This is a genomic window from Rhizobium mesoamericanum STM3625 (assembly GCF_000312665.1).
Taxonomy (GTDB): Bacteria; Pseudomonadota; Alphaproteobacteria; order Rhizobiales; family Rhizobiaceae; genus Rhizobium; species Rhizobium mesoamericanum.
Map to the genome: position 1 here is coordinate 235582 of NZ_HF536773.1, position 22780 is coordinate 258361.

General features: G+C 58.9%; 23 protein-coding genes. 13 read left to right on the forward strand and 10 right to left on the reverse strand.

All coding sequences use genetic code 11. The annotated features are described in order from the left end of the window. Nucleotides 1-2724: N,N-dimethylformamidase beta subunit family domain-containing protein (locus BN77_RS21460; protein ID WP_482822329.1), on the reverse strand; the 2724-nt coding region annotated here is incomplete at its 3' end. Between the two features lie 767 nt (nt 2725-3491). Further along, complete coding sequence (locus tag BN77_RS21465) at nt 3492-3776, reverse strand: acylphosphatase (RefSeq protein ID WP_007535924.1); 285 nt, start codon at nt 3774-3776, stop codon at nt 3492-3494. Nucleotides 3777-3978: 202 nt separating this feature from the next. Between BN77_RS21465 and BN77_RS21470 the strand changes: the two genes are divergently transcribed. Together BN77_RS21470 and BN77_RS21475 are read left to right on the forward strand one after the other, a co-directional pair. Continuing rightward, entirely contained in the window at nt 3979-4275 is a 297-nt protein-coding gene (locus tag BN77_RS21470; protein ID WP_007535926.1) for a hypothetical protein, read from the forward strand. A gap of 98 nt (nt 4276-4373) precedes the next feature. Beyond that, a complete protein-coding gene (locus tag BN77_RS21475; RefSeq protein ID WP_007535928.1) occupies nt 4374-5045 on the forward strand; it encodes a spermidine synthase in 672 nt (223 codons plus the stop codon). Between the two features lies 1 nt (nt 5046). Here the strand turns inward: BN77_RS21475 and BN77_RS21480 are convergent, their stop codons facing one another. From BN77_RS21480 to BN77_RS21490, 3 genes are read right to left on the reverse strand one after another with little or no spacing between them, the layout of a single operon-like run. Continuing rightward, the gene (locus BN77_RS21480) at nt 5047-5841 is read right to left on the reverse strand and encodes an HpcH/HpaI aldolase family protein (protein WP_007535930.1); all 795 of its coding nucleotides are present in this window, start codon (nt 5839-5841) and stop codon (nt 5047-5049) included. Between the two features lie 19 nt (nt 5842-5860). Continuing rightward, on the reverse strand, nt 5861-6724 hold the full coding sequence (locus tag BN77_RS21485; RefSeq protein ID WP_007535932.1) for a sugar phosphate isomerase/epimerase family protein: 864 nt from the start codon (nt 6722-6724) through the stop codon (nt 5861-5863). Nucleotides 6725-6754: 30 nt separating this feature from the next. Then, nucleotides 6755-8119, reverse strand: coding sequence for an amidase (locus tag BN77_RS21490; RefSeq protein ID WP_007535934.1), 1365 nt, complete (start codon nt 8117-8119; stop codon nt 6755-6757). 221 nt (nt 8120-8340) lie between these two features. On the opposite strand from BN77_RS21490, the gene BN77_RS21495 reads away from it, so the two are divergent. Next, nucleotides 8341-8649 carry a hypothetical protein gene (locus tag BN77_RS21495; RefSeq protein ID WP_007535936.1) on the forward strand — a complete coding sequence of 103 codons (309 nt, stop codon included), beginning with the start codon at nt 8341-8343 and terminating at the stop codon, nt 8647-8649. A gap of 70 nt (nt 8650-8719) precedes the next feature. Further along, entirely contained in the window at nt 8720-9157 is a 438-nt protein-coding gene (locus BN77_RS21500; protein ID WP_007535937.1) for a DUF1810 domain-containing protein, read from the forward strand. On the opposite strand, the gene BN77_RS32395 is transcribed toward BN77_RS21500, so the two are convergent. Both BN77_RS32395 and BN77_RS21505 read right to left on the reverse strand, forming a co-directional pair. Continuing rightward, nucleotides 9141-9341: a hypothetical protein gene (locus BN77_RS32395; protein WP_081593610.1), complete on the reverse strand. Its 201-nt coding sequence runs from the start codon at nt 9339-9341 to the stop codon at nt 9141-9143. The genes BN77_RS21500 and BN77_RS32395 overlap by 17 nt on opposite strands. A gap of 67 nt (nt 9342-9408) precedes the next feature. Next, nucleotides 9409-10032 (reverse strand): TetR/AcrR family transcriptional regulator, encoded by a 624-nt coding sequence (locus tag BN77_RS21505; protein WP_040678282.1) that lies wholly within the window; start codon nt 10030-10032, stop codon nt 9409-9411. 128 nt (nt 10033-10160) lie between these two features. Here BN77_RS21505 and BN77_RS21510 point away from each other — a divergent pair, with 128 nt between their 5' ends. Further along, nucleotides 10161-10370: a hypothetical protein gene (locus tag BN77_RS21510; protein ID WP_007535944.1), complete on the forward strand. Its 210-nt coding sequence runs from the start codon at nt 10161-10163 to the stop codon at nt 10368-10370. Between the two features lie 73 nt (nt 10371-10443). Here the strand turns inward: BN77_RS21510 and BN77_RS21515 are convergent, their stop codons facing one another. Further along, nucleotides 10444-11316, reverse strand: coding sequence for a sigma-70 family RNA polymerase sigma factor (locus tag BN77_RS21515; RefSeq protein ID WP_007535948.1), 873 nt, complete (start codon nt 11314-11316; stop codon nt 10444-10446). 109 nt (nt 11317-11425) lie between these two features. Here BN77_RS21515 and BN77_RS21520 point away from each other — a divergent pair, with 109 nt between their 5' ends. After that, complete coding sequence (locus BN77_RS21520; RefSeq protein ID WP_007535949.1) at nt 11426-11884, forward strand: carboxymuconolactone decarboxylase family protein; 459 nt, start codon at nt 11426-11428, stop codon at nt 11882-11884. Between the two features lie 57 nt (nt 11885-11941). Here BN77_RS21520 and rhaI read toward each other — a convergent pair whose 3' ends face one another. Further along, the gene (rhaI, locus tag BN77_RS21525) at nt 11942-13234 is read right to left on the reverse strand and encodes an L-rhamnose catabolism isomerase (RefSeq protein ID WP_007535950.1); all 1293 of its coding nucleotides are present in this window, start codon (nt 13232-13234) and stop codon (nt 11942-11944) included. A 62-nt stretch (nt 13235-13296) separates the two neighbouring features. After that, the gene (locus BN77_RS21530; protein WP_007535951.1) at nt 13297-15393 is read right to left on the reverse strand and encodes a bifunctional rhamnulose-1-phosphate aldolase/short-chain dehydrogenase; all 2097 of its coding nucleotides are present in this window, start codon (nt 15391-15393) and stop codon (nt 13297-13299) included. 198 nt (nt 15394-15591) lie between these two features. Here BN77_RS21530 and BN77_RS21535 point away from each other — a divergent pair, with 198 nt between their 5' ends. From BN77_RS21535 to BN77_RS21565, 7 genes are all read left to right on the forward strand, one after another. Beyond that, nucleotides 15592-16401: a DeoR/GlpR family DNA-binding transcription regulator gene (locus BN77_RS21535; RefSeq protein ID WP_007535953.1), complete on the forward strand. Its 810-nt coding sequence runs from the start codon at nt 15592-15594 to the stop codon at nt 16399-16401. 51 nt (nt 16402-16452) lie between these two features. Then, the gene (gene rhaS, locus BN77_RS21540; protein ID WP_007535954.1) at nt 16453-17448 is read left to right on the forward strand and encodes a rhamnose ABC transporter substrate-binding protein; all 996 of its coding nucleotides are present in this window, start codon (nt 16453-16455) and stop codon (nt 17446-17448) included. A gap of 77 nt (nt 17449-17525) precedes the next feature. Continuing rightward, on the forward strand, nt 17526-19061 hold the full coding sequence (locus tag BN77_RS21545) for a sugar ABC transporter ATP-binding protein (protein WP_007535955.1): 1536 nt from the start codon (nt 17526-17528) through the stop codon (nt 19059-19061). Between the two features lie 10 nt (nt 19062-19071). Further along, nucleotides 19072-20073, forward strand: a complete 1002-nt coding sequence (locus tag BN77_RS21550; protein ID WP_040678606.1) for an ABC transporter permease — start codon at nt 19072-19074, stop codon at nt 20071-20073. Next, complete coding sequence (locus BN77_RS21555; RefSeq protein ID WP_007535957.1) at nt 20070-21083, forward strand: ABC transporter permease; 1014 nt, start codon at nt 20070-20072, stop codon at nt 21081-21083. Before BN77_RS21550 ends, BN77_RS21555 begins: the two co-directional genes overlap by 4 nt. Continuing rightward, nucleotides 21080-21400, forward strand: a complete 321-nt coding sequence (rhaM, locus tag BN77_RS21560) for an L-rhamnose mutarotase (protein WP_007535959.1) — start codon at nt 21080-21082, stop codon at nt 21398-21400. The genes BN77_RS21555 and rhaM overlap by 4 nt, the downstream gene beginning before the upstream one ends. Continuing rightward, entirely contained in the window at nt 21397-22773 is a 1377-nt protein-coding gene (locus BN77_RS21565; protein ID WP_007535962.1) for an FGGY-family carbohydrate kinase, read from the forward strand. Before rhaM ends, BN77_RS21565 begins: the two co-directional genes overlap by 4 nt. Nucleotides 22774-22780: the final 7 nt, after the last annotated feature.

The window sequence follows — 22780 nt, forward strand, 5'->3', positions numbered from 1 at the left end:
ATTGTTCGAAGCCTGGTTGAATAATACATCGACCCAGTAGTTCTCGGCGTTGAAGGTGCTGCTCGGAAAGACGCTTGACGAATTGTAGGTGTAGACACCGGCATTCGCGGGAGCCGTGAGGAATCCGTTTGTCACGGACGACGCGAAGTAGTTTCCCGTTGTCGTGTAGTGTCCGTAGTTTGTGTGATACGAGACCACATAGGTCGTACCGGCAGTGATCGCGACCGGGTTGGAAAAGCTCGCCGCCTGCCAACCCACATCTGACTCATTGGTGAAGGTGACTGTTGCCAGCCTGGTCCCTGTGCTTGACCATAGCGATGCCGTATGTGGCCCGATGTTCAAGTCGCTCTTGTAGTAGCGCACGCCCGTAACCGTGCCTGCCACTGAGGACTGGAACTTCATCCCCACCTCGACGGCGTTGCCATCGGGATCTGGCACGATGGGCGGAACCGCCGAAGCGGGAAAGAAGTTGTTGCCGGTTACCGTCACGGTGCGGCCGGCACCGGGGGTCTCCAGATTGAGGCTGTCGTCCACCGCCCGAGTCTTGATGGTGAAGGTGCCAGCTGTCGACGCGACCCAGCTGTAGGTCCAGGACTCGTCTCCAACCGCACGGTGCCAGGTCGTGCCGCCATCCGTCGAGACCTCGACCGCGGCGATGACGCCGCCGACGTCAGAAGCGGTTCCGCTGATGGTGACGGCGTTGCCGACCTTCAGGGCAGTCCCGTTATTCGGTCCGGTGATCAATGACACCGGTTTTGTCGTATCCGTCGACTGGGTTTCAGATACCAGGCCGGCCTCCAATGTGCCGGGCTGGATCCCCATGTCGGCCAAAAGGTTGACCATAGCCTGCTTGACGCGCGGGTCGACCGGGGTGGCCTCGAGATCATGGTTCTGATCGAGCCCCCAGGCCCAGTAAACAGTGCCGGCGCCGAACACCAGGGCGCCGCTCGGAGCTCGATAAAGCGTCAGATTGTGCGTTGCGGTCGCCGTCCCGGTAACGGTGCCATAGTCCAGCAGATATTGGGTCACGGGTATGGTTGTCGATGACAGTTCGATCAGTCCGGCGGGACGAAAGCCATTGTCGGGTGATTGGTCCCATTCATATCCAAGGTAGTTCTGCTGGAGCGTGGCCGTCTGGCCCGGTTGCAGGTTAGCCACGCTGGTATCGCGCCAGAAGCGCAGATTGGCGTCGTCGTAAGGGATGGTGATCGCATCGCTTCGGTACGAGTCCACCTGGAACATGGTGCCACTCAGCGCATTCTCCGGCCGCCCTCCCCCAACCGCAGTTGGCGAGACAAACCGTGGGTCCCGGTAGGTCCCAGTCCATTGGTTATTCGGATCGATGGGGCCCGCCCTGGTCTCCTTGTAGCACACCAGAGTGCGATAGGCTTGGGCGCCAGAACTGATGCTCGGAGCAAAGCGCGTCTCCCAGTAGACCTCGTTACCGCTCCAAAAGCAGAGGTTCACACCGGCATCCCGCGCTGCTTCGACGTTGGTGCGCTGTTGCCCCGACCAATACTCGTCGTGGCCGACACTCAGGAACATCTTGTGGTTCTGGATCAGGCTGCCGAGACGATCGGAGTCCATTCCGGCCATATAGGAAACGTCGTAGCCGTTCTTCTCCAGCCACTGGATGGCCGAAAACTCGACTCCGAAGATATAATCCTGCGGTCCTGCCGCCAGGCCGCCGCCTCTCGTGGTGATAGGGCGATTGTAGCTAACTGCGTATGCGCGCCCTGGAGAGGAGTCGCCTCCTGGCCCGTTGCCCTGGTACAGATTGGCTCCGCCCCAGGGGTTGTAGGCCTGCCAGGTTTCATCCGAAGTTTGGAAGAGGACGTCGCTGTGACTGCTGTCGTCACGCACGATGAACGGAATCTGGTTCTCGCCAAAAGTTCCGTCCTGGCGCACGAGCTTGGCGATGTAGATCCCCGAGGCTGCGTCGGCCGGAATTGCCCAGGACGCTGAAACAGCCCAGTTGCCGGCATCGACCAGACCGGTGGCATTGTCGCGCAACGCCGTGGGCTGGTTTTGGACGCCCGTATGCTGAATGGTGGCAACCTTGCGCGCTCCCATGCCGCCGTAATAGCCAAGCCTGTAGATGTCGATGCGATAGTTGCTGGAGTTCGTATTGATTTTGAAACTGACGGTCTGGCCGCGATTGATGCTGATATCGGTGGCGAAGCCCTCGATATTCGAGCTGCCGGCGCCGGTAATGCCCCACTCACTTTGCGGATTGCCTTGTTTCTGGTTTTCAAGAATGATCGGATTGGTCACTGCCGCGGCCGCGGCAAGGGTTTGAGAGGTATTGAGGGTAGTAGCCGCCCCCATCACCGGGCCGGACATGGTGCTGACCGACGCCGTCATCGTGCCGCCACCGCCTCCACCGCTTCCAGGCAGCGGTTCTTTCCAAACTGTCAACGTGGCCGCGTCTTGCGCCGGCAACGGATCGTTGGTCGAGGGAGCAAAGATGCCGTGAGCGCTCGGGACAAAATCTGCTTGGACGTTTAGCCTTGCACCCGGCAATTGACCGTCAGCCTCAATGACGCTGTTGGGGCTGGTATCGCGTGCGGCAACCGGCAGTAATCCCAGAGGCGCGGAAGATCCCACATTGTCAGTGGTGGCCGAAGGAACTGCCGTCTTGATCACCGCGACTTTTGCTGTCTCTGGTTCAAAGACCCCTGCGGCCTTTCCTGCTTCCGGCGGCGTGGCGACATCCTTTTGCAAGGCAAACAGATCAAAGGGATGGCTGATGCTCCCGCCCGCAGACGTCAGCAGCGCGACCGCCCTGAATGAACTGGCGCTCTGCGCGCCGCGCGCCGCTGCAGTTGCGTCCGCCAGCGACAGCGACGCGTAATCGACATCGACCTGCCCGCAAGCAGGAGCGAACTTTGACTGTCCAACGCTCGCTTGCGTGGCGCTACGCGATCTTGCCCTGACGTCAACGGCGAGCCACCTGGCAACCGACGTATCGGCGAAAATTGAACGGAGATTCCACCAGCGATTATCACCACCCATGAGATAACCCTTTTGCGAAACTGTTTGAAGCCGCGGAGCACAATGTCCAAACAAGATCACTCTTGGCTTGCGCACGTCCTACAAGGGAAGATTAACAGAAAATATAGTGAATATACCGTACCTACTTCGATCGACATAAAGCCAACATTTACCGTACTTAAGTGATACAGTTCATCCGTTGTACTTGAGGCAATCGGAAGAAATAGTCTTTTTAGAGAATATTTTTCGCTTCGCCAAAACAGTTGCGGGTATCGCCCAGCTGTCGAGAGAAGCAGAGAGTAAGGCACCTCAGTGATATCATCCCAGAAAGCAGCGGCATTGCTCGGTCGAACGGCTTCGCTTCACGCCAGCCCTCACAGACAACGGGCGGTTTCGTATTGCTGGGTAGCGCGATGTCTTGCTGAGAAGTTTGCCCAATCGGCACGACATCAGCCTAAATCCGCCAGGAATTTCGACGTGCTTTTTGTCGGCTCCATCTAATGGCTGATCCGAAATCCGGAGGGTGTCGTCTCATAAAAGGCCGGTTCCGTCTCGACAGCACTGACCGACGCGCCGGGTGGTCCTTTCCAGAATTCCTTCAGCATCGCCGAAACAGCACCCTGCGGGCCAACGATGAGAGCTCGCACGGAGCCATCGTCTTCATTGCGAACCCAACCCGCTAGTCCGAACTCCTCAGCCCTTGCCCGCGTCCAGACGCGAAAGCTGACGCCCTGAACCCGACCGGATATCCGCACCAGAACCGCCTTGGGATTCTCCTCCACATTGGCCTCCTTTAGGCCTGCCTGTTAGCAAATCTGGCGCATCCGAACAGAATTCAAGCGTGGCCTGCGCCGTCGCACGTGGCCAACATTAAGGATGGATCGAGATTGCGTAATTCTCGATGCCGGGTAGAGCACGAAACGCTGGACTGAATCCAACGGTGCGCTACATTGATAAGTGCTTCAACTTGAAGGGATCTCGATCATGCGCAGGCTTATCGCAGTGACTTCAGTGCTCCTCCTTAGTTTCGTCGGTTCAGCCTTTGCGCAAGCTAGTATGGGCATGGACAGTAGTGGCCGCTTTGACGGCTCGCCGCCACTTGGCACCGCGCCCGACAAGGAAGGAACCGGCGGCGGGGGATTCTCGATCCCTATCGACTTTGGTACCACCGCCAGCACGAACTCCCGCTCGATCCAATGGACGGGCTGCCCCGAGGACCAACGCGGACGAGCACGTGGCGGGTCGAATACACTGACCTATGAGGCATGCCGCAACCGCTGAGCAAGTCCCTGTGTGACGCGACCCCGCGGATCGAATTGGCGGTTCGCGGGATCCTTTCCGTGTGCTAGGAGAGGCGCGCAACACGAGGCACGACCGCCATGCTCCCCTGGCTTCAACTGGATTCCGCCGTCATTCCTGGAGAGGACGGAACATTGCGTCTTAAACAGAGAGGCAATGAATTCTCGATCATGCTCGGCTCGAACGAGCTCATGAACAGCCGCCTCAGCGGCTCCGAGGAGGCACTCGCAACGCTTTCGCAAGAAAAAATCAAGGAGCGGACGCGCCCAGAAGTGCTGATCGGTGGTCTCGGCATGGGTTTCACACTTCGTGCTGCCCTGTCGGTTTTTCCAAGTGATGCTGCAATCATCGTTGCCGAACTGGTACCAGCCGTCGTGCAATGGGCACGAGGCCCTATGTCGGAGGTATTTCAAGGCTGCCTCGACGATCCCCGCGTTGCCATCCATGAGGGCGACGTTGGCGAACTGGTAAGGCGAAGCAAGGCTCAGTTTGACGCGATCCTGCTTGACGTGGACAACGGTCCCGACGGCCTCACGCGCCGCTCCAACGATCGGCTTTACGACTTTGCGGGCCTGCGCGCCGCCCGCGACGCCCTGCGACCCGGAGGCGTTCTCGCTGTCTGGTCGTCGGGACCGGACGCCGGCTTCACGCGGCGGCTTCGTGACTGCGGCTTTGCCACCGAGGCCGTCAATACGCGCGCCAATGGCAAGGGCGGCGGCGCTCGGCATGTCATCTGGCTTGCCGTCAAATAAATCAGCTTGACTGAACTCGTCGTGCGGCCGCGATCGCACTGGCTGCACCCGAGCGCAGCTGCTGTGTGTCGGCCCCGGCGATGACGAAATCAAAACCCATTCTCAACAGTTGGCCGGCCCGCTCGCCATTGCTGCCGAAGACGCAGGCGAATTTGCCATGCGCCCGGCAACGGGCGATCAGATGCTTGAGAACACCGTCCACCTCCGCCGTATCAGGGGCGACCTTCGCTCCATCCGACAACGCGATCGACAAATCGGATGGGCCGATAAAGATACCGTCAATGCCCTCAACCCGCATGATTTCATCTGCGGCATCAAGTGCTGCGCGCGTCTCGATCATGGCAATCGCGACGGTCTGCTCGTTCGCGCTCATGAGATACTCGTTTGCCGTCAGCCCCGTATGGTTCAAAGCCAGTGTCGGCCCCCAGCTACGCTCGCCAAGCGGTGGGTATTTCGTGGCCTTCGCGAGGGCCTCGGCGTCCGATGCCGAGTTGATCATCGGGGCAATGATGCCGGAAGCTCCCACATCAAGAAGGCGCGAGGCCGATGGGAAATCGCCGACCGGAATTCGGGCGAGTACCGGCTTGCCGGCAAGTCGCCCCTGGCCAATGCCGACGGCAGCCGTCCCGATGTCCCAAACGCCATGCTGCATATCCAGCACGATGGCATCAAAGTCTTCTTGCGCCAGGTGATTGACGAACAGCGGATCGGGAATACCGATCCACGCGGATATCAATCCGCCCTCACCGCGCCTGATCCGCGTTGCGAAGCCGTCGATCGCCGTTGCGCCGCTCATGCCATGCTCCTTTCGCGGCTCAGCCGACCGCGTGTTGCTCGTCCCGATAAAATTCCTCGATGAATGTCTTTTCAAGCAGGATGCCGTCCCACTCGTCAGCAAAGAATGGTGAATCGTAAATCAACGTATACGGTCCGCCGTAACCTGCAGTCCGGCATGCTTCCAGGCATTTGCGATAATCCGCGACGTCGAGCCCCAATTCATCGAAATTGGCCTTGGCGTGGCAAAGTTCCGCTCGACGCATGATATCGCAAAGCCCTGCGTATTTTTCCGGCGCGGCCCAGTTGCCGAGATCGCCGTTCAGACCGACTTGGCCCTGCAGGGCATCAAGCAACCCGTTCGTCTCCTTCGGAGAGGCCAGAAGATCGAACCAGTTCTCGGTGACGATACGAACGCCGCTGTTGTTTGCCTGCTTGGCAAGCCAGCCGAGATGGCCCGCTGCCCGCTCAAGGTTTTCGCCTGTTGGCGCCTGCTTTCCAGCGATCACCCGCATGTTCTTGGCGCCAAGGGCTTGCGCAATCTCAATCCAGCCGGCGATCCAATGAATATCGCGCTGCGCGGTCTCCTGATGGCTTGGATCTCCGTCTTCGACGAGCAGCGTCTGAAGCAGGATACCTTCGCCCTCAAGCGCAGCGCGCATTTCCGCAAGATAGGAGGGTTCAAGGCTTGGCAGATGGAACGAGCATATCTCCAGTCGCCCAATGCCGCGAACGGCAAGTTGCCTGGGGATCTCGGTCAGCAAGGATTGTCCCGGCCCGTACGGTTCCTTGCGCGCAATACTCTTTTTCGGATCGGGGCTGTAGGGATAGACCGGCCCTAGCAGCCGATGCAGCGACCATGTCGAAACTGCAAACCGTCCATTCTGCAAATTGTCTTCAGTCATCTTCTCCTCCCGGGAGCAATGCCACCCGTCTCATTCTCCGCGGATAACCGCCTCCGCCGAAAGCGCTGCGCTAAGGAGCGCCTCATCGCGTTTGCGCATGGCAGAAAGCAGAAAGCCGACCGGCATGTCGGCATCCCCCGTCCCACAGGGGATCGATACGCCGCACCAATCGAGGAAATTGCCAAGCATCGTATTGCGCAGCGTCTTGCCGTTGGTTGCGAAAAACAGATCGTCGTTGGCTTCCAGTGGCGCGATTGGCGGGGCGACGTGGGCAACGGTCGGGAAGGCAACGAAGCTGTCACCCACGAGACGCTCGACATCGGCTATCAACTTTTCGCGGGCATCGAGGATCGCAAGATAGTTAGACAACGATGTCTTTTCGCCAAGCTTGATGCGCATCACCACGCGGTGATCCATGTCGGCGGCCTGCGGTCCGGACAACCGTTCGCGGTGAAGCGCGAACGCTTCTGCGGTCACCAAGGCACCATATGTTGCCATGAGCGCCAGAATTTCATCGAAGGCCGGGATCCTAAAGCGGCTGATCGATGCGCCCTCCGCCGCAAGCCAGTCGACCGCCGTCTCGAACGCTGCAACAACGCCGGCTTCAGCGCCATCGAGCACGACGTTGTCAGGGATCACGATATCGAGCCCCTTGAGCGGGCGGGCCACAATTGAGGGCACCGCGGCACCTCGCATTCCAGCATCGATCCAGACCGCATCCTGAACGGTCCTTGTGAGCGGACCGAGCGAATCCAGACTTTTTGCAAGCGGATAGACACCCGTCATTGGGTAACGACCCCAGGTCGCCTTATATCCGACAATACCATTGAGGGCGGCAGGGATGCGAACAGAGCCTCCCGTATCCGTGCCCATCGCCACCGGTACGAGGCCAGCTGCCACCACAACGCCAGCGCCGGACGACGAACCGCCCGGAATGCGCGGAACATCGCTGCTGCGCGGATTGTGCGGCGTCCCGTAGTGCGGATTGATGCCAAGCCCCGAAAAAGCAAATTCGCTCATGTTGGTGCAGCCGATCGAGACCATGCCGGCCTGCTCCAGCGTTGCCACGACGGTCGCATCCGCCTGCGCAACGGGACCGCTTGCCAGTACGGTCGATCCGGCCGTCGTTGTCCGCCCCTTGATATCAAAAAGATCCTTCCAGGCGATTGGTATGCCATCCAGCATGCCGCGCGAGCGGCCTTCCTTCATGCGCTTGGATGAGGCTTTTGCCTCTTCCGTCGCACGATCTTTCAGGATTGCCGTGAAAACCGATCGATCCGCATAGGATTCGATGCCATCGATCACTGCTTCCGTCACCTCGATCGGGTCGACAGCTGCCGTTTGAATGAGACTGGAAAGCTGCGCGACTGACATTGCGCCAAATGATTTGCTCATGGGGTATCCACAGTCTGACTGACTTGCCGAACTAAGCCGAATTTGATCGGCGAGCCAAGCCCTTAAAGTCAAATCAAACCGATTGGTTCGATTTTATGAACACTGCGTTTGTGTATTCGGTCTTCAATCGGAGGCGAAAAAAACACACATGGCTTTTGCCTGCTGCCCGGCGAGAGGACGATCGCACGCCGGTGCATGCATCAGTGTAGGAGTTAACAAAAATGACAAACGGCGAGAGTTGGAACACGGCGCGCAGCGACGTGGTGCACCGCCATGCAACGGATGACGAGTTGAACGGCATGGGCGAACGTGAATACGCCGAGCATGTAAATGCACACAAACCTTCCATATCAGAACGCTTCATCGTTCTTGCGGCCTTTGCGCTTCTGGGCGTCGCAGGGCTGACGGTTCATTATACGGCACCCATGGCGTCAAGCCTTGATACGGCTGCGGTGGGATCGATCTCAGAATCGTTACCCGCAGTCGATTATTGCCGTGAGCACAGCCCATATCCGGACAGAACCTGCTGAGGATCTGTCGCGCGTCGGGCATGGACAACCCTCCCCCGCGATATAGTTATGCGCAAGGGGAGGATTGTCGATGCCCGATGAGATCGACTACAATCTGGAGCGCTTCGTGGATGCGCAGAATGGCGCCTACGAGAAAGCGCTTTCGGAGTTAAGGGCCGGACACAAGCGATCCCACTGGATGTGGTTCATCTTTCCTCAGATGGCCGGCCTCGGCTCGTCGTACATGGCAGAGAAATACGCTCTTCGCTCAGCCGAGGAGGCCGCAGCCTATCTTGCAGACCCCGTTCTCGGCAGCAGGCTTTTGCGCTGTGTCGAGGCCGTCCTTTCGATCGAAGGCAAGTCCGCTCACGACATCTTTGGATCTCCTGATGACCTCAAGCTGCGGTCGTCCATGACGCTCTTTGCGGCGATCAGCGACCACGGGTCGCCTTTTCATAAGGTGATTGACCGGCTCTATCTGGGAGAGTTCGACGATCGCACCATCCAGCTCCTCAACGCCACCAATTAGCGCCGTTCGAGTGCTCAAGCGCTTCTATCTCGTTTGAGATCTCGTTGATCCGCTCTTTCCATTGGTGATCGGTGCCGTCGCCGATCTCTTCATCACCGAAGCAATCACGCGCCTCAGAGAGCGCGAGCTTGGCCTCGAGTTCGGCGCGTTTTCCATACAGACGATGAAGGTAACTGTGATCCATGCCCTTACGTCCCATATCTTTTGAAACGAGAGTAGAGGCTATAGTTCCGGCCCAAGGGCGGATGCCATCACGCAAACGCGGTGATGGCAGCGTTGCAAGCCTTGGAGAAATGATTGCAGCAAGTATCGTTGCCCATGGCCTGGCGCGTGACGCGAGCACCCTCAAGAAGGAGCGTCAGAGTATCGGCCAAAAGCTTCGGTTCGCGCGCACCGGCTGCCAGACAGAGCGCTTCAAGCCTATCGCGCTGCTCTGCCTTGTGGCGTTCGATCACGCCATAGGCCGGATGCCCCTCACCTTTCAGTTCGATCGCTGCATTGGCGAGATCACAGCCGACGTGATCACCGCAAAGGCTCTGCGTTCGCGTTTCGACCCATGCCCTGAGTTGCCCCTTCGGATCGCGGGGATGGGCCGTCTCGAGATCGCGCCAGATCGCCTCGGCCTTTTCCGACGCACGGCGCAGCGTCTCGCAGACGAGCTCGTCCTTGGACCCGAAATGGCGATAGAGCGTCATCTTGTTGGTGAGCGCTGCATCTGCGATCGCATCAACGCCAATACCGCGGATGCCGTGTTCACGGAATAGCTCGGCGGCGGTCGAAACGATGCGCTCCCGTGGTGGGATTTTCTCGTCGGAATTTGCGGGAGACAGCAGGTTCAATGATTCTGATTTTTTTGCGGACAAGGTCCTTGACATCCATGTGACCGATCGGTAACAAATGCATTGTTACTTACCGGTAACACCACTCTTTGCGGAAGTCAACGTGGTTGAATGATGCAGCCGGAGTGGAACACGGGCTACCGCCCACGAAAGGAGGCAAAACCATGAGCAAGACCAGAGAAGACCTGACTATCACCGAAGCCCTTCGCGACCCCCTGATCGCCATGGTACTCCGCGCCGATGGCGTCAAACTTGACGATTTCAAGCGTCTCCTTGAGACGGCTGCCAAGAAGGGTGAACAGCGCGCCTCTCCGGTGGGCAAATTCATGAACATGATCTCCAGCAATCCGGCTGCCATGTGCAGCTATTGCTGAAGCTTCGGGCTCTTCCCTGCCCCCGTGAGAGTCGTCGCTGTTCCAAGCGGCGGCTCTTTCAGTTTGGACGACCTCAGAACAACTCGTATTTCAAGCTGCCGAGAAACTCAGCATCCGCCACGGCATCGATCCCAGCGATCTTCTCTCCGTTAAAAGTCAGGAAGAGCACGACGCGCAGTTGTCCGTTCACGGCAACCACGAACCCGAACTTTCCGTCGATCACTGCTGGCTGCGCTGCCTGAGCCCGACCCTTGAACGTCTCTGCGACGGCATCTGCGCCGCGAAGCTCACGAACAGAAGGATTATACTGCATAGCCGCAGCGTCAGGCGTGAAGACCACCTGCGGATCGAGGATCGAAAGCAGTGCCTTTATGTCACCGAGGCGCGAAGCGGCAAGGAACGCGTTGATGACCTGCTTCTTGCGCGTGGCGTCCGCCTCTGGAACATCCGTCTTCCCCTGGACCCGACGGCGGGCGCGACTTGCGAGCTGGCGCGTTGCCGCCGATGAGCGGTGAATGATCGGCGCAATGTCGTCGAAGGGCAAATCGAACATATCGTGCAGCACGAATGCGATGCGTTCGGCAGGTGCCAATCTCTCGAGGATAACAAGCAGCGCCACGCCGACGGAGTCGGCAAAGGCAACTTGCCCCTCGGGATCGACCGTCCTGGACGCGTCGGCGATATGTTCGTGAATGGGCAAATCAAACGGCTCTTCCCGCCTCGTCTTTCTTGATCGCAGCATGTCCAGGCAGATGCGTGCCACAACGGTCGTTAACCAGCCGCCGATATTGTCGATCGTGCCGGCATCAGAGCGGCCAAGCCGCAGCCAGGCCTCCTGAACGGCATCGTCGGCTTCTGCGCGGGAGCCAAGCATCCGATAGGCGACGGCGCTGAGATGCTCCCTGTTCGCTTCGAATTCTCCCGCCAGCCAATTTTTCTCAATCATTGTCACATTCCTCCAGCCTGTTGCGTCAACTCCATGACGAACGAAACTTGGCCGGTGTGACATGACACGGCCGCGGCGTCATTTCGACAACATATCAAGGAGACACATGATGCAAGCGAGAATGGGAAACCCAGCCGTCGTCATTCCAGAAGCGATGCAAGCGCTGCACGCCCTCGGCACATTGCCGACCAAGTCAGGCCTGTCGCCAATCCTCTTGGAACTCGTCAATTTGCGTGCCAGCCAGATCAATGGATGCAGCGTCTGCATCGACGGCCATCCGCGCATTGCCAAGAAGGCAGGCGAGACGGACGAGCGCCTGTTTGCCGTCAGCGCCTGGCGCGACGCCCCGTATTTCACGCCGGCCGAACGCGCAGCCCTGGCGCTGACTGAGGCGGTGACCCGCCTCAGTGATCGCGCCGATCCGGTGCCCGACAACATCTGGGATGAAGCCACGCGGCATTTCGATGGCAAGAGCCTGGCAGCCCTCGTCATCGCCATCGCCAACATTAACGTCTGGAACCGCCTGAACATCGCCACCCGACAGATCGCCGGCGAATGGAAGCCCTAAAACGCAATCGGGCGGCCGCCTTATCGATGGCCGCCCGACAATAAACTCTCGGGAGGATCAGATGATGCCGCCACCGCCGGCAACCGAGGCCGGACGCTCGGCAGCGACCTTCCTGCGGTAGCCGCTCGCGCGGTAGGTTGCGACCGGATCGATCGCACCGCCGGCACGGCGGCGCGCTTCGGCGAGTATAGGCTCGACATCGGCGCGGTAAGCGCGCTTCAGCGTTTCGGTCGCCATCAGGGCGTCGTTGTCGTCCTGATAGGCAGCCAGCGCCTTGCGGTCGACGATGAGGGCTTGCGCAAAAGCGCGGCGGATTTCGTTGGCGCTATTGATCAGGCTTTCGATCGGGTCGGTCACGTTGTGCGACTGGTCGATCATGTGCGCCGGATTGAAATTGTTGACACCACGCTGCTCGGCATCGACCAGTTCGTTGAAGACGAGGAACAGGCGGTACGGTTCGATCGCACCGGCGTCGAGGTCGTCGTCGCCATACTTGGAGTCGTTGAAATGGAAGCCGCCGAGCTTGCCGAACTGGATCAGGCGGGCAACGATCATCTCGATGTTGGTGTTTGGCGCGTGATGGCCGAGGTCGACGAGGCATTGTGCCTTGGGGCCGAGCGTCTGGGCGATCAGGTAGTTGGTGCCCCAGTCCTGCACGACCGTCGAGTAGAAGGCCGGCTCGTACATCTTGTGCTCGGAAAACAGCTTCCAGTCGTCCGGCAGGGCCTTATAGATGTCGGCCATCGAAGCAAGATAGCGTTCAAAGGCCTTGGTGAAGTTGCTTTGGCCGGGAAAATTGGAGCCGTCCCCGATCCAGACGGTCAGCGCTTTGGAACCGATCGCCTTACCAATCTCGATGCATTCGAGATTGTGCTCGACGGCTTGCGCGCGCGTTGCGGCATCCGTGTGGCTGAGCGAACCGTACTTATAGGAATGCTTCTGGCCGGGGATGTCGGAGAAGGTGTTCGAATTCATCGCGTCGAAACCAAGGCCAAGCGCATCGCCCTTTGCCTTCAGTTCCTTGGCATCGGTCTTGTCCCACGGAATGTGGAGCGAGACACGAGGGGTCGCGCGCGTCAGCTCGTTGATGACGGAGCAATCGTCGAGCTTATCAAAGATGCCGCGAGGTTCACCAGTGCCGGGAAAGCGGGCAAAGCGTGTACCGCCTGTGCCTACGCCCCAGGAGGGAACAGCGACAAAGAACTCGGATACGCGGCGCGTGATATTTTCAATGTCGATGCCACGGCGCGAAAGATTGGCGCCAAGTGCTTCGTAATCGGATTTCAGCGCGGACACGCGCTTGTCGTTTTCCAGCGCAATCAGATCCTGCGCGATCTTGGACTCGGCCATGATTTCCTCCCGAAACATCTGGATACGAAGCGGCGGGCTGAGCCCCGCCGCTGCAGTTGGACTTAGCGCGGGAAGCTCTGCGCGTTGCCGGCGTCGACGTTGATGATGTTGCCGGTCGACTTCGCGGAGAGATCGGACGCCAGGAAGTAAATTGCTTCAGCGATGTCCTCAGGGAAGACATTGAGTTTCAGCATGGAGCGCTTGCGGTAGTGCTCCTCGAGCTCGTCGATCTCGATCTTCGACGATGCTGCACGTTGTTCGCGCCATTCGCCACTCCAGATTTTTGATCCGCGCAGGACCGCATCAGGATTGACGGTGTTGACGCGAATGCCTGCTTCTGCCCCCTCAAGCGCCAGGCAACGGGCAAGATGGATCTCGGCCGCCTTGGCCGTGCAATAGGCAGCAGCGTTCGGCGAGGATGCCAGACCGTTTTTGGAAGCAACGAATACCACGTTGCCGCCGAGATTCTGCTTGCGGAAAAGACGGAAAGCTTCACGCGACACCAGGAAGTAGCCGGTCGCCAGGATGTCAATATTCTTGCTCCACATCGATAGCTCAGTGCTTTCGATCGGCGCAGACGAAGCGATACCAGCATTCGACACCAGAATGTCGACGCCGCCGAATTCGACGCAGGCTTCCGCGAAGGATGAGATCACCGCGTCTTCCTTGGTCACATCGAGTTCGACGCTGCGAACCGCATCTGCGCCGAACTGCTTGGCGAAATCGGCTTTTGTGCTGTCGAGTGCCTCCTGATCGATGTCAGCCAGAACCACGCAAGCACCCTCACCGATCAGGCGCGCAGCCGTTGCACGACCAATGCCGCCGGCCCCGCCAGTGACAAAGGCAACCTTTCCGGCAAGGCTCTTCGGCTTCGGCATGCGCTGGAGCTTGGCTTCTTCGAGAAGCCAATACTCGATGTCGAATGCTTCCTGCTCGGGCAGGCCCTGATACTCCGAAACGGTCGAAGCACCGCGCATGACGTTGATGGCGTTGACGTAGAACTCGCTGGCAATTCGGGCAGTCGCCTTATCACGGGCAAACGACAGCATGCCGACACCAGGAACGAGGAAGATCACCGGGTTCGCGTCGCGCATCGCGGGCGAATTGTCATGCTTGCAGTCGTTGTAGTAGCGCGCGTAGTCGGCGCGGTAGTCTTCAAGCGCGTGGTCAAGGCCGGCAACGATCCCATCCACGTCAGGCTTTGCCGGGTCTAAATTGACGATCAGCGGGCGGATCTTCGTGCGCAGGAAGTGATCCGGGCAGCTGGTTCCGAGCGCCCCGAGCGACTGCAGGTTCTTGGAGTTGACGAATTCAAGCACGGCGTCCTGATCGTCGAAGTGACCGAGCTTGCGCTCCGCCTTGCCAATGCGGCCGCGGATTTCAGGCATCAGGCGGGCTGCAATGGCGCGACGCTGTTCAACCGGCAGGCTCTGGGTGGCAGCCCCCCCAAAAATCGTCTTGCCTTCGGTCTTTTCGGCAAACCAGACGATCGCCTTGTTGATGATCTCGAGCGTCAGCTCGTAACAGCCCTTTGCATCGTTTGCCCATGTGAACAGACCGTGGCTTTCGAGCACAACGCCCTTCGAGTTCGGGTTCGCCTTGACGAAGGATTCAAGGTCGAGGCCGAGCTGGAAGCCCGGACGACGCCACGGCAGCCAGCCGATCTCGTCGCCGAAGATCTCTTTCGTCAATTCCTTGGAGTTCTTGGAGGCTGCGATCGCGATGATTGCATCCGGATGCATGTGGTCGACATGAGTGAAGGGCACGAAACCGTGCAGCGGCGTGTCAATCGAGGCAGCGCGGCTATTGAGGTTGTAGGTGCAATGCGGCAGGAAGCCGACCATGCGGTCTTCGTCCTCGATGCCCTTGTAGAGGCCCTTCAGCGATTCAAGCTTGTCCTGATAGAGGGTGGCGAAGCCATCGAGCTTGATGGTGCCGACGTCGCCGCCCGAACCCTTGACCCAGAGAACCTTGACCTTTCCGCCGGTCAACGGATCCGTTTCCATCACCTTGGCGGACGTATTTCCGCCACCGTAGTTGGTGATGCGCTTGTCGGCGCCGAGCAGGTTCGAGCGATATAGCAGCTTACCAGGCTCATCCAGACCTGCAGCGTATGAATCGTCCCAACGGTTATCAAGAAGCCGGACGGTTGCCGCCATGTCATCCTCCCATGTAAAATTTCTTGAAGGCGCGAATAACCTCAACGCTCCATTGCGGTGACGTATCGCTCATCAAAATAGACATTGTCAATCGAAAACGCTCAAATTCGATTATGCTGCAGCGCAATATGAAGTTTTATGATCGTTTTTGATTGACACATTCTCACAACTGCGAAATAAGCAAGCTAGGAGGAACCCATGCACGAACGCGAACGCCATCGCATCATATTGAGCGCCGTTCAGGAAAAGTCGGTCGTCACGATTCAGGATATTTCTGAATTGACCGAGGCTTCCGAGGCGACGATCCGGCGTGACATCGCGGCACTTCACGTGCAGGGGAAGATCCGGCGCGTCCGCGGTGGCGCGGAGGCCGTGCACCCGCCACAGCTTGGCAGCCTCGCCGGACGCCCCTTCCGTGTTTCGGAATCGGTCAACATCGATAAAAAACGCTCAATCGCGCGGGCAGCCGTCGATCTCTGCGATCCGGGCGATGCCATCATCATCAATGGCGGGACGACGACGTTCCAGATGGTGTACTTCATGGCCGCCCATCGCATGCAGGTGATGACCAACTCGTTTGCGATCGCCGAGCACCTGGTCAAGCATTCGAAGAACACGGTGACGGTACCTGGTGGTGTCATCTACCGTGAGCAGAGCCTCATCCTGTCGCCATTCGACAATGATGCGATCCGCAATTTCTACGCCCGCCGCTTCTTTATCGGTGCCCAGGGGATTGGTCCGCTAGGCGTCATGGAAGCGGACGCACAGATCATTCAGAGCGAGCAGAAGCTGATGCACCAGGCCGACGAGCTCGTCGTGATGGTCGATTCCAGCAAGTTTCACCGCCGGTCGAGCCTCATTTTGTGTCCGCTCGACCGCGTTTCAACGATCATCACCGATGACGGTGTTCCCGAGGACGCTGTGCGGATGATCGAGGATGCGGGCGTCAAGCTGGTCATTGCGAGCGTGGCCTCGCAAGCGAAGGAGGATTCCTCGTCGGTCGCATGAGTGGCGCCGTCAGGATGTAGTCAAGTCTTATCAACGTGGGAGGATAAAAGTATGAAATTCGCAAAGACACTGGCAGTGGGCGTCGCCTTTGCCGTCGCCTTGATGGCAGGCGCCGCAAGCGCCAAGGACGTCAAGATCGGTCTGGTCGTGAAATCTCTCGGCAACGGCTTCTTCGAAGCCGCCAACAAGGGCGCGCAGGAAGCGGCAAAGGAACTCGGCGGCGTAGAAGTGATCTATACTGGCCCGACCTCAACGACGGCGGAAGGCCAGATCGAAGTCATCAACTCGCTGATTGCCCAGGGCGTTGATGCGATCGCCATCTCTGCCAATGATCCCGACGCCGTGGTACCGGCCCTGAAGAAGGCCAAGCAGCGCGGCATCAAGGTGATCTCGTGGGATTCCGGCGTCAACAAGGAAGGCCGCATCCTGCAGCTGAACCCTTCGTCCAACGAGCTGATCGGCAAGATGTGCCTGACGCTCGCCAAGGACCACCTCGAAGGGGGCAAAGGCGACTTCGCAATCCTGTCGGCCACGACCACCTCGACCAACCAGAACATCTGGATCGACCAGATGAAGAAGCAGCTCAAGGACTTCCCGGGCCTCAACCTCGTCACCACCGTTTACGGTGACGACCTCTCCGACAAGTCCTATCGTGAGGCCGAAGGTCTGCTGAAGTCGAACCCGAATGTCAAGGTCATCGTCGCTCCGACGACGGTCGGCGTCCTGGCCGCTTCCAAGGTCGTCGAAGACAAGGGCCTCATCGGCAAGGTCTACGTAACTGGCCTCGGCCTGCCGTCGGAAATGGCCGGCGCAATCAAATCGGGTGCGACGAAGGAGTTTGCCATCTGGAACCCGATCGACCTTGGCTATTCCGCAACGCAGATCGCCTATCACCTCGTCAAGGGTGACGCGACCGGCAAGCCGGGCAGTGAAATCGAAGCCGGCCGAATGGGCAAGATCAAGATCGGCGCAAACGGCGAAGCTGCCATGGCTGATCCCTTCGTCTATAATGCGTCGAACATCGACCAGTTCTCGAAAGTCTTCTGAGCCTGAACTTCGCTCAAGAAAAAGAACCCGGCGACGAGCCTCGCCGGGACCTCCCCATTCGACACCGGTAGCTGCAGATGAACACTGCCCTTCAACAATCCGTCGCAGGCTTAAAGACCGACGATGCGCCTGCCATTCTGGAAATGCGTGGCATTTCGCAGATTTTCCCCGGGGTGAAGGCACTCGATAACGTCAGCATCGCGCTCTATCCCGGCAAAGTCACCGCGCTGATTGGCGAGAACGGTGCCGGCAAATCGACGCTTGTCAAGATTCTCACCGGTATCTACCGCCCTAATGAAGGCGAGATCATTGTCGACGGCAAGCCCACGACCTTCTCCAATGCGCAGGCCGCCATCGACGTCGGCGTGACCGCCATCCACCAGGAAACCGTCCTCTTCGACGAATTGACGGTTGCAGAAAACATTTTCCTCGGCCACGCGCCGCGAACGAAATTCCGTACGATCGACTGGAAACTGATGAACAGTCGCTCGAAGGAACTCCTGCATTCCCTTGAAAGCAATATAGATCCGATGATCCGCCTCAAGGATCTCTCGATTGCTCAGCGCCATCTTGTCGCAATCGCTCGCGCACTATCCATCGAAGCGCGCATCGTCATTATGGACGAGCCGACCGCCGCGCTTTCGCGCAAGGAAATCGATGACCTCTTCCGTATTGTCGAAGGCCTGAAGGCACAGGGCAAAGCGATCCTCTTCATCAGCCACAAGTTCGACGAGCTCTACGAGATTGCCGACAACTTCGTGGTCTTCCGCGACGGTCGCGCTGTTGGCCACGGCCAACTCAAAAAGACGCCACAAGACGATATCGTCCGGCTCATGGTCGGCCGCGATGTCGAAAATGCATTTCCGAAGATCGACGTAGCGATCGGCGGCCCGGTGCTTCAAGTCGAGAAATATTGTCACCAGACAGAGTTTCGCGACATCTCGTTCACGCTGCGCAAAGGTGAGATCCTTGGCGTCTACGGGCTGATCGGCGCCGGCCGCTCCGAGCTCTGCCAGTCCCTCTTCGGCATCACAAAACCGGCATCCGGGACGCTGAAGCTTGAAGGCCGGGAGCTTGCAATCCACTCGCCGCTCGATGCGATCCGGGCAGGCATTGTCTATGTGCCGGAGGAGCGTGGCCGTCACGGCCTGGCGCTTCCCATGCCGATCTACCAAAACATGACGCTACCGTCGCTCGGGCGTACGTCACGCAAAGGCTTCCTGAAGGCGGCCAACGAATTTGCGCTCGCCCGCAAATATGCCGAGCGCCTGGATCTGCGCGCGGCAGCACTTTCGGTTCCTGTCGGGACATTGTCGGGTGGTAACCAGCAGAAAGTCGTTATCGGCAAATGGCTGGCAACCATGCCAAAGGTGATTATCCTCGATGAACCGACCAAGGGCATCGACATCGGTTCGAAGGCGGCCGTGCATGGCTTTATCAGCGAGCTTGCCGCCGAGGGCCTGTCGATCATCATGATCTCGTCCGAGCTGCCGGAAATCATTGGAATGTCTGACCGGGCCCTCGTCATGAAGGAAGGTCTGATGGCTGGCCTCTTCGAACGCAAGGATCTGACGCCGGAAGCGCTGGTCCGCGCCGCAACCGGTAATGCTTGAGGTAATCGCAATGTCCAGACTCCTGAAAAGGCGCGAAACGCTGCTCTTCGTCATTATCACGGTCATGGTCGCGATCTTCTCGACGAGAGCCCAGGATTTCGCAACACCAGGCAACCTTGCTGCGATCTTCAACGACACGTCGATCCTGATCATCCTTGCGTTGGCGCAGATGACCGTCATTCTCACTAAGTCGATCGACTTGTCGGTAGCCGCAAATCTGGCCTTCACCGGCATGGCAATTGCGATGATGAACGCTTCCTATCCCGACCTGCCGCTAATCGCGCTCATCCTTGCGGCGATCCTGATCGGCGCCTTTCTCGGTGCGATCAACGGCTTCCTCGTCTACGCGCTGGAAATCCCGCCGATTGTCGTCACCCTCGGTACGCTCACCATCTATCGCGGCATGGCCTTCGTTCTGTCGGGTGGCGAATGGGTCAATGCGCATCAGATGACGCCGACGTTCCTCAACGTTCCGCGCACCATCGTCCTTGGGATGCCGGTTTTAAGTTGGGCTGCGATCGTCATTGTCGCTCTGATATACATGCTCTTGAGATACACGCAGTTTGGCCGTTCGACCTATGCGGCTGGCGGCAATCCGACGGCTGCAGTCTACGCCGGCATCGATGTCGGCTGGACGAAATTCCTCGCCTTCGTTCTCTCAGGCGCGCTTGCAGGGCTTGCAAGTTATCTCTGGGTATCACGTTACGCGGTCGCCTATGTCGATATCGCCAACGGCTTCGAACTCGACAGCGTTGCGGCATGCGTCATTGGCGGCATCTCGATTGCCGGCGGCGTCGGCTCGGTCGTCGGCACCGTGCTTGGAGCCCTGTTCCTCGGCGTCATCAAGAACGCGCTCCCCGTCATCGGCATCTCGCCGTTCACGCAAATGGCAATCTCGGGCACGGTCATCATCCTCGCCGTCGTCTTTAACGCAAGGCGCGAACGCAATCGCGGCCGGATCATCCTGCGCGACAAGGCCGCAGCAGAGACCACAGCAGAGGTGGCAGCATGAGCACCGTCGTTTCCACCCCGAGCGAAAAACGCGTCATCCCCGATCGTCTTGGCACGCCCTTCAAACGCATCATGTCAAGCTGGGAGGTCCTGCTCTTTGGCGTTGCGGTGCTGATCTTTATCTTCAACTCGCTGGCGTCCCCCTACTTCCTGGACGCCTGGAACCTTTCGGACGCGACATTCAACTTCACGGAAAAGGCGATGATCGCCTTTGCCATGGCACTGCTTGTCATTGCCGGCGAGATCGACCTATCGGTTGCCGCGATTATTGCACTCGCCTCGACAGCCATGGGAGCGGCAGCGCAAGTCGGCGTTGGAGCGCCGGGTTTGGTCCTCATCGGCACTGGTGTCGGCCTGCTGTGCGGCATGTTCAATGGCTTTCTCGTCTCGGCCATGAAGCTTCCGTCGATCGTCGTCACGATTGGCACGATGAGCCTGTTCCGCGGTATTTCCTATATCGTCCTCGGCGACCAGGCCTATGGCGGTTATCCGGAGGATTTCGCCTTCTTCGGCCAAGGCTACGTCTTCTGGGTCTTTTCTTTCGAATTCGTGCTCTTCATTGTGCTCGCGATCGCCTTTGCGATCCTGCTGCATGCCACGAATTTCGGCCGTCAGGTCTACACGATCGGCAACAACGATTTCGCCGCCCGCTTCTCAGGGATCCCCGTCGAGCGCGTGAAATTCATTCTGTTCGTCTTAACCGGCGTCATGAGTGGTATCGCCTCAGTTTGCCTGACCTCGCGGCTTGGCTCAACCCGTCCCTCGATTGCCCAGGGCTGGGAACTCGAAGTCGTCACCATGGTCGTGCTTGGAGGTGTCTCGATCCTCGGCGGCTCTGGCAAGATCGGTGGCGTCGTCATCGCCGCCTTCGTCATGGGCCTTGTCACCTTCGGCCTCGGCCTCTTGAATGTTCCCGGCATCGTCATGTCGATCTTCATCGGCCTGCTTTTGATCATCACCATCGCGATCCCGATCGTCGCCCGCCGCATCAAAGCCATGAGTTCCAAATGACCCTGGAAAAGCACGCCTTTAAGATGACGCTCAATCCCGGCATGGAAGCCGAGTACAAGAAGCGCCATGACGAAATCTGGCCCGAACTCATCGACCTTTTGCACCAATCCGGCGCCAGCGACTACTCGATCCATCTCGACCGCGAAACGAACACCCTGTTTGGCGTTCTGACACGACGCTCCGATCACACGATGGCGGCCCTGCCCGAGCATCCTGTCATGAAGAAATGGTGGGCACACATGGCCGACATCATGGCAACAAACCCGGACAATTCTCCCGTCCAGAGCGACCTCGTCACCGTCTTCCATATGCCATGACGCCGAACTACAGACGCATTGCCGTTCTCGATATTGGCAAGACCAATGCCAAGGTGGTCGTGCTCGACAGCGCGACAGGCGCGGAGGTCGCAGCGGCAAGAACACCGAACACGGTCCTCAAGGACGGCCTCTATCCGCATTACGACACCGATAAGCTCTGGTCCTTCACGTTGGATTCCCTTCGCGCCTTTGCCAAGGAGCCTGGCTTCGACGCCATCTCGATCACCACCCACGGAGCCTCGGCAGCACTTCTCGACAAGGACGGCAATTTGGCGATGCCGGTGCTCGATTATGAGCACGAATATCCGGCCGCGTTCCGGGACGCCTATGCGCGGTCGCGCCCCCCCTTTGCGGAAACCTTTTCGCCACACCAGACCATGGGCCTGAATGTCGGCGCCCAGTTGCATTACCAGAAAACTGCCTTCCCCGATGACTTTGCGAAGGTCGCTACAATTGTTACCTACCCACAATACTGGACAGCTCGGCTGACCGGTGTCGTATCGAACGAGGTCACCTCCCTCGGCTGCCACACGGACCTTTGGAATCCGCGTGACAGTCGCTATTCTTCGCTTGTCGACACACTTGGTATCCGCGATCTGATGGCGCCGATCCGCTCCGCGTTCGATCCGCTCGGGTCGGTCTTGCCGGAGACTGCCGAAGCCATCGGCCTCACCCGCGAGATCCCCGTCTATTGCGGCATTCACGATTCAAACGCGTCGCTCCTGCCGCATCTGGTCGGGCGAGCCGCACCATTCGCGGTTGTCTCAACGGGTACATGGGTAATCAATTTCGGCGTCGGCGGCGATCTCAATCATCTCGATCCCAAGCGTGACACACTGGCCAATGTCGATGCCTACGGCCGCGCGGTTCCATCTTCCCGTTTCATGGGGGGGCGAGAATTTGAAACGATCTCGGGCGAGATCGGAGATGTCGACAAGGACGAAGTCGCATCAGCAATCAGGCAGGTTATCGCGAAGGGCATGATGCTGCTGCCGAATATTGTGCCCGGCTCCGGCCCCTTCCCCGGCAAAACCGGCCGCTGGGTCAACGCAGAGCATGCTGCAGGGGCAGAGCGTTACGCTGCGCTCTGCCTATATCTCGCATTGATGAACCAGGCCTGCCTCGATCTGATCGGCGCGCGGGGCCCCGTGATTGTCGAAGGACCTTTTGCACTCAACGCGTCCTACCTGATGCTGCTTGCGGCGCTCACCAATCGCGAGGTCATCGCCATCCCGGGATCGACCGGCACAAGCCAGGGCGCAGCACTGCTGACCGGCATCAAGCCGGCTGCCTGTGGCGAGCGGCATATCGCGCCGAACACCGTTCCGGGCCTCGACACTTACCGCCAGACCTGGCATGCGTGGGTTGCATAGCGATCTT

Excerpts from the sequence above, each read along its gene's own strand:
- BN77_RS21470 (WP_007535926.1), top strand. The coding sequence starts at position 3,979 with ATGCGCAGGCTTATCGCAGTGACTTCAGTGCTCCTCCTTAGTTTCGTC.
- BN77_RS21475 (WP_007535928.1), top strand. The coding sequence starts at position 4,374 with ATGCTCCCCTGGCTTCAACTGGATTCCGCCGTCATTCCTGGAGAGGAC.
- BN77_RS21480 (WP_007535930.1), bottom strand. The coding sequence starts at position 5,841 with ATGAGCGGCGCAACGGCGATCGACGGCTTCGCAACGCGGATCAGGCGC.
- BN77_RS21485 (WP_007535932.1), bottom strand. The coding sequence starts at position 6,724 with ATGACTGAAGACAATTTGCAGAATGGACGGTTTGCAGTTTCGACATGG.
- BN77_RS21490 (WP_007535934.1), bottom strand. The coding sequence starts at position 8,119 with ATGAGCAAATCATTTGGCGCAATGTCAGTCGCGCAGCTTTCCAGTCTC.
- BN77_RS21495 (WP_007535936.1), top strand. The coding sequence starts at position 8,341 with ATGACAAACGGCGAGAGTTGGAACACGGCGCGCAGCGACGTGGTGCAC.
- BN77_RS21500 (WP_007535937.1), top strand. The coding sequence starts at position 8,720 with ATGCCCGATGAGATCGACTACAATCTGGAGCGCTTCGTGGATGCGCAG.
- BN77_RS32395 (WP_081593610.1), bottom strand. The coding sequence starts at position 9,341 with ATGGATCACAGTTACCTTCATCGTCTGTATGGAAAACGCGCCGAACTC.
- BN77_RS21505 (WP_040678282.1), bottom strand. The coding sequence starts at position 10,032 with ATGTCAAGGACCTTGTCCGCAAAAAAATCAGAATCATTGAACCTGCTG.
- BN77_RS21510 (WP_007535944.1), top strand. The coding sequence starts at position 10,161 with ATGAGCAAGACCAGAGAAGACCTGACTATCACCGAAGCCCTTCGCGAC.
- BN77_RS21515 (WP_007535948.1), bottom strand. The coding sequence starts at position 11,316 with ATGATTGAGAAAAATTGGCTGGCGGGAGAATTCGAAGCGAACAGGGAG.
- BN77_RS21520 (WP_007535949.1), top strand. The coding sequence starts at position 11,426 with ATGCAAGCGAGAATGGGAAACCCAGCCGTCGTCATTCCAGAAGCGATG.
- rhaI (WP_007535950.1), bottom strand. The coding sequence starts at position 13,234 with ATGGCCGAGTCCAAGATCGCGCAGGATCTGATTGCGCTGGAAAACGAC.
- BN77_RS21530 (WP_007535951.1), bottom strand. The coding sequence starts at position 15,393 with ATGGCGGCAACCGTCCGGCTTCTTGATAACCGTTGGGACGATTCATAC.
- BN77_RS21535 (WP_007535953.1), top strand. The coding sequence starts at position 15,592 with ATGCACGAACGCGAACGCCATCGCATCATATTGAGCGCCGTTCAGGAA.
- rhaS (WP_007535954.1), top strand. The coding sequence starts at position 16,453 with ATGAAATTCGCAAAGACACTGGCAGTGGGCGTCGCCTTTGCCGTCGCC.
- BN77_RS21545 (WP_007535955.1), top strand. The coding sequence starts at position 17,526 with ATGAACACTGCCCTTCAACAATCCGTCGCAGGCTTAAAGACCGACGAT.
- BN77_RS21550 (WP_040678606.1), top strand. The coding sequence starts at position 19,072 with ATGTCCAGACTCCTGAAAAGGCGCGAAACGCTGCTCTTCGTCATTATC.
- BN77_RS21555 (WP_007535957.1), top strand. The coding sequence starts at position 20,070 with ATGAGCACCGTCGTTTCCACCCCGAGCGAAAAACGCGTCATCCCCGAT.
- rhaM (WP_007535959.1), top strand. The coding sequence starts at position 21,080 with ATGACCCTGGAAAAGCACGCCTTTAAGATGACGCTCAATCCCGGCATG.
- BN77_RS21565 (WP_007535962.1), top strand. The coding sequence starts at position 21,397 with ATGACGCCGAACTACAGACGCATTGCCGTTCTCGATATTGGCAAGACC.